At 41.7% G+C, this 14,643-nt stretch carries 13 protein-coding genes; 3 read left to right on the forward strand and 10 right to left on the reverse strand.

The window, feature by feature from the left end; translation table 11 throughout:
• Both J0L60_00005 and J0L60_00010 read left to right on the forward strand, forming a co-directional pair.
• Positions 1-1,780, forward strand: a 1,780-nt coding sequence (locus tag J0L60_00005; protein ID MBN8544487.1) for a penicillin acylase family protein, incomplete at its 5' end; no start/stop codon positions are given.
• Positions 1,781-1,858: 78 nt separating this feature from the next.
• Positions 1,859-3,262 carry a carboxypeptidase regulatory-like domain-containing protein gene (locus J0L60_00010; protein ID MBN8544488.1) on the forward strand — a complete coding sequence of 468 codons (1,404 nt, stop codon included), beginning with the start codon at positions 1,859-1,861 and terminating at the stop codon, positions 3,260-3,262.
• Between the two features lie 3 nt (positions 3,263-3,265).
• Here J0L60_00010 and J0L60_00015 read toward each other — a convergent pair whose 3' ends face one another.
• On the reverse strand, positions 3,266-3,850 hold the full coding sequence (locus J0L60_00015) for an isoprenylcysteine carboxylmethyltransferase family protein (protein MBN8544489.1): 585 nt from the start codon (positions 3,848-3,850) through the stop codon (positions 3,266-3,268).
• A 75-nt stretch (positions 3,851-3,925) separates the two neighbouring features.
• Here J0L60_00015 and J0L60_00020 point away from each other — a divergent pair, with 75 nt between their 5' ends.
• On the forward strand, positions 3,926-5,035 hold the full coding sequence (locus J0L60_00020; protein MBN8544490.1) for a response regulator: 1,110 nt from the start codon (positions 3,926-3,928) through the stop codon (positions 5,033-5,035).
• 5 nt (positions 5,036-5,040) lie between these two features.
• On the opposite strand, the gene J0L60_00025 is transcribed toward J0L60_00020, so the two are convergent.
• From J0L60_00025 to J0L60_00065, 9 genes are all read right to left on the reverse strand, one after another.
• The gene (locus J0L60_00025) at positions 5,041-5,400 is read right to left on the reverse strand and encodes a response regulator (protein ID MBN8544491.1); all 360 of its coding nucleotides are present in this window, start codon (positions 5,398-5,400) and stop codon (positions 5,041-5,043) included.
• A 49-nt stretch (positions 5,401-5,449) separates the two neighbouring features.
• Entirely contained in the window at positions 5,450-6,715 is a 1,266-nt protein-coding gene (locus J0L60_00030; protein MBN8544492.1) for a hypothetical protein, read from the reverse strand.
• Between the two features lie 5 nt (positions 6,716-6,720).
• Positions 6,721-7,632: a hypothetical protein gene (locus J0L60_00035; protein MBN8544493.1), complete on the reverse strand. Its 912-nt coding sequence runs from the start codon at positions 7,630-7,632 to the stop codon at positions 6,721-6,723.
• On the reverse strand, positions 7,610-9,139 hold the full coding sequence (locus tag J0L60_00040) for a hypothetical protein (protein ID MBN8544494.1): 1,530 nt from the start codon (positions 9,137-9,139) through the stop codon (positions 7,610-7,612). Before J0L60_00040 ends, J0L60_00035 begins: the two co-directional genes overlap by 23 nt.
• Positions 9,140-10,387, reverse strand: coding sequence for a PilT/PilU family type 4a pilus ATPase (locus J0L60_00045; protein MBN8544495.1), 1,248 nt, complete (start codon positions 10,385-10,387; stop codon positions 9,140-9,142).
• Positions 10,388-10,468: 81 nt separating this feature from the next.
• Positions 10,469-12,262, reverse strand: coding sequence for a type II/IV secretion system protein (locus J0L60_00050; protein MBN8544496.1), 1,794 nt, complete (start codon positions 12,260-12,262; stop codon positions 10,469-10,471).
• Entirely contained in the window at positions 12,199-13,638 is a 1,440-nt protein-coding gene (locus tag J0L60_00055) for a type II secretion system F family protein (GenBank protein MBN8544497.1), read from the reverse strand. The genes J0L60_00050 and J0L60_00055 overlap by 64 nt, the downstream gene beginning before the upstream one ends.
• A gap of 67 nt (positions 13,639-13,705) precedes the next feature.
• Complete coding sequence (locus J0L60_00060) at positions 13,706-14,098, reverse strand: hypothetical protein (GenBank protein ID MBN8544498.1); 393 nt, start codon at positions 14,096-14,098, stop codon at positions 13,706-13,708.
• A 147-nt stretch (positions 14,099-14,245) separates the two neighbouring features.
• Positions 14,246-14,635, reverse strand: a complete 390-nt coding sequence (locus J0L60_00065; GenBank protein ID MBN8544499.1) for a cyclic nucleotide-binding domain-containing protein — start codon at positions 14,633-14,635, stop codon at positions 14,246-14,248.
• Positions 14,636-14,643: the final 8 nt, after the last annotated feature.

Consider the following 14,643-nt stretch of genomic DNA (forward strand, 5'->3'; position numbering starts at 1 on the left):
TGTTGGAATGGTTAGGGGAAAGATAGACTTCGCAAAAGCTGCAGCAGTTTTTGGAAGTGATACAGATTCATTATCAAAAGAATCTTGGTCAAAAGATGAGGAAGAGTTTCTAAAACGGGAAATTGATATTCGTGAACTCACCGGTTTGAGATCCGAAAACAGTTTGACAGTGAGTGAAATTCAGGGGTATGATGGTGTTTTTGCGACCCTCAACGGCAGATTTACTTTCCCGGGGAAATATTATCAGGTGTTTTATGAAAGTGAGGGTATTTCGGGCAGCGGAGTAACCATCCCGGGAGTTCCGGTTCTTTTTCTTGGAATGAAAAAAAATGAATTTTGGGTGCTAAATTCCGTTTCGAAGTATAATCCGGTGAAAAACCTCATCTACCTCGATGATAAAGGTGGGATATATATTGAAAATAAAAGAAGAGGGGAGATAAAGATTAAAAAAGATACGATTCTGATAAAGCACCGGGAGCCCTTGATTTTGGAGACAAAAACCGCTGCCGGTACCGGAGCGATTATCTCACTCCCGGGGAAAAAGGAATTCTACAACAATGACTCCACCGAAGTGTTAAATCTTTTTTCAGCCATCGCCATTAATCAATCCAGATTTGATGCCGCAGATTTTCTTACAACAGGATTGAAGTTATGGAGTGAGCCGGTTTCTTCAAAATATTTTTCTCTCGAAGCGAATACAGATATTATTGTAAAAACTGGTGACAAACCGGCAGTCAGAAGTGCGGCACGGGCAGTAGTAAAACAAAATCAGGACTCTCCCGTACCAAAAGGAAAGAAAACCCCCAGAAAAAAGGAGACTCAGAAGCCAAAACCTGTGGTTACCGATGATCAGTCTGAAACATCCAACAGCGAAGAATTATCGATAACCGATTATATAAAACCTGTCGAGGGTGAGTTTTTTGATCTCCCTTCGGACAACAGGAACAGATTCTATCTTGCAAAACCGGATGGTAAGGAACTCAATTCCTACTTTCTGAATGATGTTACATCCGATTTTTCGTTAAAACTGGTACCGTTTATTCTAAATGCCTTCAACAATGACGAGAAGAAGGATACCATCCTGAATCAGTCACTGAAGGTGCTTTCGAGATGGAGTGGTGAGTATCAATCTTCGCTGCAGGCTCCTTTGATCATCGCAACATTTATGAAGTTTTTCACTGTTAATACATTTGGTGATGATCTCGACAAGGCTGATTTTGAATTTCTTTTTGGTTGGGGCGGTCTTCCCTTTGCCAGGTTAAACAAACTTTTGGAGGAAAATTATTCTCCGGTTTTCGATAACATAAACAGCCGTGAACTTGAGTCAAGGGATGAAATTATAAGACGAAGTTTTAGAAGTGCCCTGGAAGAAATACGCAGGAAGTATGATGAAAACCTGGTTATGTGGTTATGGGGAAGGTACAATACAATCCGGCCTTCACACATAGTGACAAACTTTCTGGGAGGGATAAACAATGCGATCGCGATAGAACCGGCAGGAATCAGCGGTTATACAGATACGAGATTCCGGGTGAATTATAATCCCTTTACGGAGTTGAAATCAGGTCGTAATGTCAGGGAGTCGGGGACTCTCTACAGATTTTTTGCGAAGCCCTCAGAAGGCAGATTGATTTTCGTGCCCTATCTTGGTAATTCAGGTAATTTTGCCGACAAGATGAGTGTGGTTACATATTTAAATTTTTTAGAGGGGAAGTTTATCGACGGAGCCACGATGTATGGCAAGAATGATAAAGTTCTAAGATTAATCAAAAAATTGTGATATTGGTTACCAAAGATTTATAAATTCGTTGTAAATTAGTAATTAAGAAGTGTTTAATTAATAATTCCATCTGTTGCCATGAAAAAGTCAGTTCTATTCCTTTTTGTGATCACTTTATTGATATATAACGGTTGTAAAAAGACCGATACCGCCTCCAATCCCGTGACAGGTGATGAATCAGGTACGGTTATTATAAACGGAGAAGTGATAGATTTTTCCACAGGAGCAGCCATCACAAATGCAGCGATAAAACTTTACGGAAAAATCTCCGACTCTACCATATTGAAGAGTGCAGTAACAGATGATAATGGAAAGTACACTTTTGAATTTACAGTGAAGGGGGGCATCGATCTTAAGGTCATCGCCCAAAAAGAGGGTTATACACCCGACACAACCAATGTGTATGCAGTTGCCGGAAGAACCCTGACGGCGAGTAAACTGCTTCTTAAATCGACTGCAACCGGCGGGGGAACGGGTGTCAGAAAACCCGCTTCCATCTATCTTCTTGGTACTTCAGTGCCCAGCATTGGTATTAAGGGTGCCGGAGGAGTTGAGTCGGTGCAACTGGTATTTCAGGTCGTTGATTCGCTTGGTATTCCACTTGATCTCGATAATGCGGTGAATGTCGGATTTGTTCTTGCTGCATCACCCGGGTCGGGCGCGGTTCTGAATCCTCCAACAGCACGGACAGATGCCGGTGGAAGTGTAAAGGTTGTATTGACCTCCGGAACAAAAGCCGGTGTGGTTCAGATTTCTGCAACCATCAATTCAGACGGAAAGGTTATTACATCAAATCCGGTCGCTGTTTCCATCCATGGAGGCTTGCCTGACCTGAATCATTTCAGTTGTGTACCCGCAAAGTTAAATATCCCCGGATTTAATATCTATGGAGTCGAGGATGTAATAACTGCATATGTGGGTGACAAATACTCGAATCCTGTAAGACCCGGAACATCCGTTTATTTTAAGACCGATGGCGGTATAGTCGAAGGTTCAGCCCTGACAAATGCTCTGGGGGTTGCCTCAGTCCGGCTCTATTCAGCCAATCCGCTTCCTAATCATCCCACACTCGGACCCGGTTTCGCTCAAATCACCGCATCCACGACAGACGAAACATTTTCTGTAATAAACAGATCCACGATAGTTTTACTCTCAGGAATTGCATTCATTTCATGTTCTCCAACCAGTTTTGACATACCCAACAGAGGTTCTCAACAGTTTATTTATTCCGTTATGGATCAAAACAGTAATCCGCTTGTGGAGGGGACAGCGATCTCGGTTACAGTAGAGGGGAAAGACTATGAGCTCTCAGGAGATAAAGATATCACTCTACCTGATACGCAAAGCAGATCATGGACTTCATTCTCATTCACAATTCGTGATCTTGTCGATACTGCCGCGGTTAATCCATTGACTGTTACAATAAAATCGAACGGATTGAACGGGAAATCGCAACTCATTTTTTCGGGCGTGGTGCGATAGAAGTTATAAAAACGGTATAAAAAATCCGGTCTTTTTCCGATATGTTACAAACTGATCCTTGAAATGGGACAGTAACATTTCATCTTCTTTCTTTGCTCTTATTATCAGCATGGGTATTGACAGCAGCAGTGTGACAAGTACTACCGGCATCGACAACAGAGCCACTCCAACAGAAAGATCAGCAAGCAACTGACTTAGATATTGAGGATGCCTTACTATTCCGTAAAGTCCGGTTGTCACTAGTTTGTGCTCTTTGTAGAGAAGGATTTCGATTGAGTAGTTATTTCCCAGTGATTTAAAGCTGAGTAAATGAGTGATCGAAAAGAGGATGAACAGGACAAGACATACTATTCGAACTGAAGAGTCGGGCTCAAAACCAAAGAAACCGAAATTCAGGATGGGGAAAACCCCGAGATATTGTAACAGGGCTGAGATTCCCAGTACATTGGGGGGAACAGTTTGAACCCAGCCGGAGGCTCTCCTTGAGACCGCAGAGACCTTGCCTTTAAAGCTCTTCTGAGAACCGGACCAGTTGGCGGTAGTGAAAAAAATCAGGGCAACAAGAACAAGTATATTTATAGGGTCCATAAATTTCAAAAATGTGATACCCAAAATTACTCAATTCTCGAATATTGATAAGAAAAAACGGTGAAACCTGATAAAATGAACAACGAACCGGAAAAAAAGCGAAACCCGGAGCTTGAAGAAATTCAGCCAAACAGAATAGCAGCTCACGATATCAATAATCTGTTCAGTAGCATATTCTCAAATTTGGAACTCCTAAAAAGGTGCGTTTCCTCAAATAAGGAGGCAATGGGTTACATTGAAAATATCGAACATTGTTCCCGAAGAGCCACAGACATCACTGCTGATGTACTGTCCACTGACCCGTCATCAAAATCACGCGACAGAAAAATAAACACCAGACTGTTAATAAATGAGGTAGTGTCATCCGTCATACATACCGTGTTGCCGGAGATAAAGTTAAAAACAGAACTGCCGGTTGCTCTTGCTGATTTAAGAGGCAATTCCACAGAATTGTATCAGGTAATTTCCAACATTCTTATTAATGCTATTGAGTCAATTCATGGGCAGGGCGAAGTCAGGATAAAGGCACAAAATCTTTTCGATTCCGAACGATTGAACGATGCAGATGGTAATTCCATTCCTGCTGTTTCAATTGTGGTGCAAGATGACGGAGAGGGTATTGATCCGGAAAATTATGAAAGAATTTTTGAGCCATACTTCTCGACAAAGAACAAAAACAGGATGAGCGGTATCGGACTCTACACAGTAAAAAGCATAGTCCAGGTCCACGGGGGGAAACTCGAATTCGAGAGTATAGCGGGTAAAGGGACCAGATTTGAAATTTTACTTCCTGCATGGTTTGAGAAACGAAGGAAAAGAACAGGGGACAAGGTAAATGTGCTGATTGCGGATGATGAATCACTGCTCGTTTCAATACTCGAAGATTTGCTTACCGGCTCGGGGTACTCAGTGACGACCGTTAGCTCTGCAGAAGCCGCGATAGATATTTTGCATGTAAACAATTCGTTTGATATTTTAATAATCGATTTCAGGATGGAGAAGATGACAGGGCTTGAAGCAATAAAGATAATCAGGAACTTCAACGAGGAGATAAAAATCATACTTTCCACCGGATCGGTTGGGGTTAAGTCGATAATATTGAATGAGGAAATAAGGGTGGACGCTACACTTCAGAAACCATATGAGCTGGAAACGCTCATATCGCTAATAGAGACTCTTGCCTGACAGGATTACATATACAGTACTTTTCTAATTGATACGAGTAATTCATCAAGATCATACGGTTTGGTGATAAAATCACTTGCACCAAGTTTTGCTGACCTGATAGCAGAAGTAAGATCTGCGTAAGCGGTGAGCACAATTACCTTCAGTACTATCCCTTTCTTTTCCATCTCTTCGAGCACATAGTAGCCATCTTTTTCAGGCATGTTCAAATCCAACAACATCAGGTCGATTCGATTATCCTGAATATGCAAGAGTGCTTTTTCTGCAGAATCAACCGTATAGACGGTATAGCCCACCTCGGTTAATTCTTCTTTGAGTATCTGGCTTAGACTTATCTCGTCATCAACGATCAGGATTGTTTCCATTTGTCAAAAAGATTTCTTTATAAAAATTTGTGTAAACTGTTAAACTGGTTTATTCTTTTTTCTTTTCAGGTTCTTCACCGGATTTGAAGTTCTTGTTCGGGCTTTGGTTGTTATATTCATCGTTTGTCGATCTGTGCAATTCAAGTTGATCTTTGAATTTATTCTTGTCAGCGAGATTTTTCATTCTGTCTTTAAGAGTAGGCAGCAACTCGGTTTTTACGACAATGATAATTTCCTTTTTTGTAATTTTCTTCTGGTCACTACCGGCAAGATATCGAATCCCGAGTACCCACCAAGGAAGGTCTTTCAAGAAAGGGATTCCTGTTCTTACATAAGTCTCATCCGTAATGTAGAGACCGCCTATAACAGTTTCTTCACCATTAAGCATCATGATCTGGGAACTTGCCTTGGTTTTCCTGATTTCAGTCGAAAGCTCACTTGGAAAGGCGGTGCTTCTTTCAACATTGAGTCTTAGAACCACATAATCAATACCTTGTTCATTGTAAACATGAGGAGTAACATCGATAATTGACCCGGTTTGAAAGAACTGATCTGTAACATTTCCTGCAAAATCTCTCTGTTTAATCGAAAAGTCGGACCCTATTTGAATTTTACCAACCTCTCCTGTTCTCACCACAATGGAGGGATTCGCAATAATTTCACCAAGATTTTCCGATTCAAAAAATCTGAATGTACCAAGGAGATCACCTTTGAAAACGCCGAGGTCAAGCTTTGTCGATCCTGAAACCTGGAAATCAGTCGGTGTGTTGGCAGTACCTTCAGACTGTCCAAAGGTCTTCAAATCCACACCAAAACCATTGTTTGGATCTGAAAGGAGCATTTTCCAGTTGATACCACGATCCCTGAGGGCAGTATTGTCCGCTTCAAAGAAAATGGCTGAAATTTTCACTTCGCGGGAATCTACAGGAGCGTAGACATCTTTCGGAAGGGGTGCAGCTTTTTCAACTTCTTCCGGTGCCTTCGGCTTTGCGACCACTATCACATCCGCTTTTTCTTCTATCAGGAGGCCCTTGTATTGAGTGACAATTTTTAAGGCTTTCAGATAATTGATGTTCACGAGTTCAAGTCCGATCTGTTCCGAACTCTGGACTGTGGATACAATATTTTTGCCTGTCAGTTTTAATGACATCTTAGCGAGAATTTCAATAGTCTGATCGAAAGTCAGGGTGGGAGACAGGGTGACAATTTCATCGGGGGAGTTGTATTGGCTCAACTCTTTTTCAAGGTCTTTCTGTGAGAAAGCAGCGAATCCGAACAGAATAAAAAATATTGATATTGAAAAAAACTTTTTCATGTCAATCACCTTTTCGTTTCTTGTTGTTGCGAGTGATCAGATTCCTGCAATAATCTGATAGTGACTGTTTCAATTACGCCTCCCTTGTTCAGTACAAAAGTCACACTGTTGGATTCTCTGTCGATTCTGGTGAGGAAGCCCAAATAGACTTCATCTCCTTCGGCAAGAACATAGGTTCTTCCTCTTTCGTCCATGAGAAATGCACCATCAGGGAGAAGTGCAAGTAATTTTGAATTTTTTACATCGAGCAGGTCGTAGATATTTGGTTCGATTTCAGTTCTGACCTTCGGATAGAAAATATTATAAATGTTTGCCGCCTTCAGGTTGTTTTCCGTAAATTTAGTGGAAGTGAACCGATCGTCGGTAGAGGTGTAAACTTTTACTTCGAAAGAGAAATTTACGAAATAATATGGCGATTTGTCCTCATCAAAAACAACATTCTGGCTGAAAGTGACTGTGCTCACTTTTTTAAGCTCCTTGCTCTCCTCAATAGCGTAGATCAAACGCCAAAGTTCGTTGAACGAAGCCTGACCCGACAGCTTGTATTTATGAACAATGAATGAACCATCCATCAGCCTTCCCAGATATTCCATGTTGACATAACTGAGATCTGATAATCCCGGAGTCTGTGCAGCGAGAAAAGAATAAAATTTCGATTGATGCACATCCTTGGGAATATTATATTTCCTCATTGCCAGAAGGGAGTCGAGAGCGGTAAACTTTTTTCTCAGTGTATCAAGTTGTGCATTCAGTGAAACGGTGTCATACTGTGAATTACTTTCCCTGAGGGTTTTAAGCTGCTGGTTCTTGGCTTTGAATTTCCCGCTAAAGATAAAGAAGTGCATTATCGCCCAGGCGACAGCAACAAGAAAGACGAGTACCAGTATAATCAGGCTATTTTTTGACTTGCGTTCCATTCACTGCCTGACCAGCCGAATCTGTTTCGACTATTGAAAATTTGTAGACTCTTTCATTTGAAATTTTTTCTGATGTGACACCCATAAGGGTGGCACCTTTTAAAAACTGTGTAAACTCACTAACCAGCGGTCTGCTTCTGCTCAATCCAAAAACTTCGATTTTTTTCGGATCAGGAGAATTTATGCTGGTAATCCACATCGAAGGTCTTTGTTCCGCAAAACCAGACAGGTTGCTGATGTAACTCTGCCAGACGGATGCATCTTTGGTTACGCTGTCGAGGACAGCCTGGGTTTCATCGAATCCTTTTACTTTTGAATCATAATTAGCAATTTCATCGAGTAAAGCCTTATAAAGCCGCTGTTGTTCAGTAAGTGCGGCTATATCCTTGTCGAGTTTGGAAAGATCATTCATCTGCTCAAGTATGTTCTTTGTCGCAAAGAAAGTCAGTCCAAAAAGGAGAAGAATTACCAGATATCCATGCCATGCGAGAGGAAAAGTTTTTTGTCTCTCGACGAGCATGGAGGGGATGAGGTTTACACCTTTGTGTTCTTTTTTGAGTTCTTTTTCATACTCGACTGCAGCAGCAATCGGGACGGAAAACATTGAGATGTTATCTTCAATTTCCCTGTCGAGAAGTGAGGTGTCGATTTCGTCGAAATCGATACCTGTAATTCTGGCTCTTGGGAATGTACCTCTTAAGGCATCAGGAAGTGTATCGCTCCAGTCCTCACCGCAAATAACTATATTGTCAAGGTTGGTTATGTCACCATTTTCCATTTCCAGCATTATTTTGGAAGCAAAGATATCGAATGAATCGATATTGTGCTTTCCAATGTTTAGCATGGGAGCGATGTGCTTGACCTGATCGCCCATGAGGAAAATCATCCTGCTGTACTCTTTGCCGATATAAAGAATCAGAATATAATCTGAAAGAGCGAAATTAAATTTCGAAGATACATAGAAACTGAGAGAAGTATCTGCAGCTTTTACACAAGGTACCTTAACCTGTTTTTTCCCGTTTGCGAGAGCAATCGAATCAATCAGGTTGATATAAGAGAGATCGGAACTTGGAACGATTGTAAGTTTTCCACCGTCTGCCATTTCAATCGAATTGTCAGCGGCGTCAATCTTCTCAATAACCTCTTTTTTGAAAATCTGGGTTTCACCTTTGTCGGGTCGCTGAAAGCTGATGTAAGGTTCCGTGATAATCGGAATTACCACCATCTTCGACAGGTCTATTCCGAGGAGCAATGTGCTGAGTGAACGAACATATCCCTGATCAAAATCCTGACGGGTAGTCAGACCTGCAAGTTCAGCGTCGGCAGAGAGATCCATTTCGGGTGAATCGAACTGCATACCTGTATCTTCGTAAGCCTGATCATCTGGTTTGTTCGGTTCAATGGACATGCCACGGAGGAACTTGATGCCAGAACCGGTTCGTTCAAAAAGAGCTGCTTTGCTGTCTGCGCCTTCAAGATAGAGGCAAAAAACATACTTTGTAGCCATCTACTGGACACCTAAAATCTGTTTCATACGATTTTTTTGGTTAGCATATGAGATAGCGGTCTCCAAAGAAATTTTCTTCGAGATGTATAAATTCTTGATATCCTGTTCCATGGTGATCATCCCTTGTGCGGCTCCCTGGTTGATCATCATATAAATTTCACCGGAGTTATTGTTCTTGATGGCTGACTGAATACTTGGTGTCATTACCAATACTTCTTTTGCCATCACACGCTTTCCGTCGAGACTCGGCAGGAGTTTCTGCGAGACAACAACTGTAAGTACATCGGCCAGTCTGTGACGAACACGGGGTTGCTCTGTTGGATGCACTTCGGCAATAATTCTGTCAATTGATTCAACGGCAGATGAGGTGTGAAGAGTCGAGAACACTTTATGTCCCGTATCAGCCACTTCAAGAGATGCCATTATTGTCTCAGGGTCTCTCATCTCACCGATGATTATAATATCGGGATCCTGTCTCAGAGACTGAATAACGCCGTCTTTGAAGGATGCAACATCCTTTCCAACTTCGCGGTGTCTGATAATACACTTTTTGGAAGAATGCACAAACTCGATCGGCTGAGCGATCACTATTACCTGCGCATTGTCGGTATCGTTGTGCATATCTACAATGGCATCGAGTGTCGAAGATTTACCTGAACCTGTAATTCCTGTGATGAGAACCAGTCCCTGTTTGATGTAGAGATGGTGCATCGACTGAATGGCGGTTTTACTGAAGCCAAGAGTATCAATTTTCCTGATCGTTGGAGAGATGGCTCTCATATTCAGTGCAAGCGAGTCCATATCATAGTAGGCATCAGCTCTGAACCGGTATGTCCGTTCTGGTTCACCGGCAAGAAATGAATGTGAAAAATCGATGTTTTTGTTCTGGAAGAGCCCCTCTTTTTGCTTGTCGCTGAGGAGGTTTAGAATTACAATTGCTGATTCGTCCTCGGTGAGCGAGGGAAGATCGGGAACACGCTCCTTTTTACCGTGGATACGCAGCCATACATTACGGGCCGTAGCCATTCCACCAAATTCGATATCAGATGCGTCTTTTTTCACCATCAAAACCAGAATGGAATTGATGAAATCAAGAAGTACACCCTTTTGGTCGTAGTTCAGCCCGGCGATCAATTTTGCAAGAAATGGAAGCCTCTCCGCACTTATAACCGAGCGCGGGACTTGTGATACCACCGCGGCAAGAAGTGCCTTGGCGGGTTGTGCTATTTGATCTAAAGCCGGAATCATTTATTACTTGAATTAGTGTGTAAAAACGAGTATATCAACTCAAAATATAAAAAAAAAGAATGAGAAACAGGAAGAGAAGTTTTAATCTTCCATCGTTCCTGAAATTACTTCATCAAAAGATGTCATGCCGAGTTTAACCTTTTCAAGACCGGTTTCGCGGAGGTTAAGCGAACCATCTTTTTTCGCCTGTGCTTTTAATTTTTCCTCATCAACCTCTTCACCTGATGATACAATAACCCGCTTAAGTTCTTTGGTGAAGTAAAGAGCCTCGTGTATGGCAATTCTGCCTTTATATCCCGTACCTGAGCATTTGGGGCATCCTACCGGTTCATACACTTCATATTGTTTCCATTCATCCGGGTCAATCCCCAGGATATGGATTACCTCCTCTGGAATCTCGGTTGTTCTTCTTTTGCAGTCCACACACAGACGACGGATAAGACGTTGAGCTACAATAATATTGATAGCGTATGCGATAAGGAACGGCTCAATTCCCATTTTATAAAGTCTGGAAACAGCAGATGGTGCATCGTTTGTGTGAAGTGTCGAGAAAGTCAAGTGACCAGTGTTCGCAAGTTTAATAGCTACCTCGGCGGTCTCCTTGTCACGCATCTCACCAACAAGAACAATATCAGGGTCATGACGAAGAATCGCTCTGATTGCCTGTTCAAAATTCATTTTATGACTGATTTTAAGCTGTCTTGCACCTTTGATTACATACTCAACGGGATCTTCAACAGTTAGTACATTCACAGTAGGGTCGATTACCTGATAGAGTGCTGCAACGAGTGTTGTACTTTTACCACTACCGGTAGGACCTGTCAGTATCACCATTCCCTGCGGCTTTCTGATTGCATCGTCGAAGGCGGTTCTTGCGTAACCGGCAAGACCGAGTTTGTTTAAGTCGGTAATAACCTTTCTGTCATCGAGAATACGAATAACGACCGATTCAAATTTACTTCTGAGTTCGGTTCCGACCATGGGAAGTATCGAAACACGAAAACGGATCACAGTACCATCAATTTCTCTTTGGATAAAACCGTCCTGAGCTTTTTCTCTTTCGAAACGGTCAAGTCCCTTGGCTCTGTCTTTTACAACTGCGATAACTGCCTCGGGGTAGGTATTTTCTTGAGAGTACCACACTTGAAGGTTACCGTCAATTCTGAACATGATGTCGGTTCTTTTTGCACCCTGTGGAACGATATGAACATCGGATACGCCCCTTCTGGTTCCTTCAACAAGTGCCGCTTCAACAAGATTGATAAGGGCGGATTTATTGATTTCCGCTTCGAGCGCTTCTTCATCAAGCTGGGTGTCATCGGGCATATCTGTAATCATTTCCTGAGGCTGGTCCTGAATGTTCTTCAGGAATTCATTTTCAACAGGATTGATATGTGAGATAAGTTTGTCGTAGCGTGATTTCTTAATGAAAGTTACTTCATATTTCTTGGCTTTAAGGTCAAACGCTATTTTGGAAATCTTTTTATTTGTGGGATCGACCGCACCAAGAATAAGTTTGTCCTTGATGACAGGATCAAAAAGAAGGGGGATTACTTTTTGCAAACTCAGGAGTTGTTGAAGAGAGTCAGGGAGTGATTTTACATATCGTTTTATTTCTTCAATTTTTTCATCGGTAAAACGGTCGGAAATGGAATCGAAATCCCGGAACGCATATAAAGAAGCTACCTCGGCGAAAACGATGTCATGATCATACTTAAAATCTTCCACAAGAATTTGTGCAAGATTCCTTTTGATCTTGTTTACATCATTCGCCTTGGCGTCAAGTGCTTTTTCTAATGTCTGCGCATCAATTATACCTTTTCGTAAAAGGGTATATCCGATTTTGTCAGCAGTTTCCAGTCTGGGGTCAAGCATTGGGCAATCTGTTTTTCCAGGAAAATTTCATTTTTTGATACACCCGGAGGTTTAGGGCTGATTGTGGCTGTTTCTGCGGAGACCAGGGTCAGCGCAGTCATCACTACCATGATGATGAGGGAAATGACTACCTGTACCAGCTCTATAATGTTTTTAAGTTTGTAAACTGTTTCACTCTCGTAGTAATTCGCAAGCTGCAGCATACTGTTTTTGATGTTACCGGTTTCTTCACCCGAGTGGATACGGGAGATGGCAGTATCGGTAAAAACCCCTGTGGCTTCAAGGGCATCAGTAATTCCCACACCCTGTTTTGTCATGATAGGGATTGCGACTCTCTTAATTCTGTCTTCAAAATATTTGTTGTCCGTGGCTTCAGCAGAAATTCTCAGAGGAGTAATGCTCTCTGCTGAACCTGAATAGAGAGTGTAAAACACTCTGCAAAAAACTTCAATAGCCGTTTTATGCACAATTTGCCCAATCACTGGCATTCTGAGCATATATTTGTCTTTTAAGAACCGTCCCTTTTCTGTATTGATAAATATAACGAATCCGATAAGAGGACCGAACATCACCAAAAAAATCATTATTGGATGTGCCATCATAAAATCACTCATTTCCAGAGTGAATTTTGTCATCGGTGGCAGTTCGATACCAAATCTTTTGAACATATTTGCGGTCTCGGGAAATATGTACATCACATAAAACAAAACTGCTCCTGCGAGAACCACCATAGTAATAAGAGGGGTTACAAGTGCACTTTTGAGGTTTTTCTTAAATTCTGCGCGTCTTTCGAGAAATTTAGCCGTGGCTCTGTAGATTTCCCCCATATTACCGCTTTTTGCGGCGAGACCGAGCATAAAAGCTGTAAATTTCCCGAAAATATTTTGATAGCGTGTGAAGACCTGTTCGGGGTCCGTTCCCTTTTTTAACTCTGAATTAATTTCTTTTAGTGTTTCTTTAAGTGTTTTATTTGCTGTGTCATTGATCAGGAGTGTGAGGATTTCACCGTAGGGGAGTTTCTGATCCAACAGTTCGGCACTGATCTTTACAAACATTAGCAAATCCTGCATACCCGGCTTTGCCTGGTAGTCGAAGAGTTTGGATCTTACATAGAGAATCTTGTAGCCGAGTTTTTGGAAGGCATCTATAACTTCCTGTCGATTGAAAGCTTTCTGCTCGCCCATAATTGGCTTTTCAGCCCCTTTTTGGACCTTATAGAGAAAAGTCCCCCTCTTCTCAATCGAACGAACGGTGAGATTACTTTGGGCAGCAAGTTTTTGGATCTTTTTTTTGCCGTCTGAAGTGGAGTCGGCAGTAAGAGATCCACTTATTATCTGTCCGTTTGGCTTAACAGCAGTAAATCGTAATTCAGTCATCTAAAAACAGATAAAGGGAAGGCTATAATATTTACAACCTTCCCTGAATAGATAAAAATAATTAAATCTACTTAACGATTGAAGCTGTTTGAGCTGTCGAGGTGACGGTCATGTCTACTTCTACAGTTCCTGTTGGATCTTTAGTACCTGGCTGGTTACCAATACCTGTAAACACGATAGTTGTTGCTGTACCGGCGGTCTTAATGGAATAAGTACCATTAGCTGTTGTATCCATGCTGGCAGGAATGGTATAGCCGACGAAAGAGTTTCCGCCGCCACCCATACCGGTTGGTTTGCGGAACCATTGCTGAGCATTAGCTGCAATGTTCTGCAAATCAGAGATAACAGCATCCTGATTGGATGATGAACTGCTTGCTGTGAATACGCTGATACCGACTACTACTGCGATACCGACGATGATTACGCCAAGAACAATAAGTAACAACTGTTGTTGTCCCATAGTGATTCCTCAATTGATTTGTTGGTGAATGTGTTGTTTGAAAAATGATTTAATATACAGTTTAATATAATAAATGTAATCTAAATTTAAGTGTGATATAAAATAAATTTAATAAACTTATTTAATTTTTCTCTCGATTGAAGAAAATTAGATAATAAGGCTTCCGTCTTCTCTCAGTTTTTGGGTTGCTTCTTCTCTCTGGTCTTGAGTGGCAATCTTCAAATATTCATTTGTCATCCGCTCAAGATTCTTTGCAAGATTTACCATGACGGCTTTTGCGATATCAGGATTTTCTCTTATCAACAGATCGAAATCGCTTGGAATAGGAACAACGGTAGTGGGTTCCATAGCTACGAGCGATGCTGTTCGCGGTTTCCCAAGGATTGCACTCATTTCACCGAGAATTCCGCCTTTCTCAGAGAAAGTGCCGACCTGTACATCTCCTTTGAAGATTCCAATACTCCCTTTCATCAATACAAAAAGATTGAAAGTAGTATCTCCTTCTTTAACAATTGATTCGCCTTTTTGAAAAATCATCTAAACTC

The sequence above is a fragment of the Ignavibacteria bacterium genome (genome assembly GCA_017302895.1).
Classification (GTDB): domain Bacteria; phylum Bacteroidota; class Ignavibacteria; order Ignavibacteriales; family Ignavibacteriaceae; genus UTCHB3.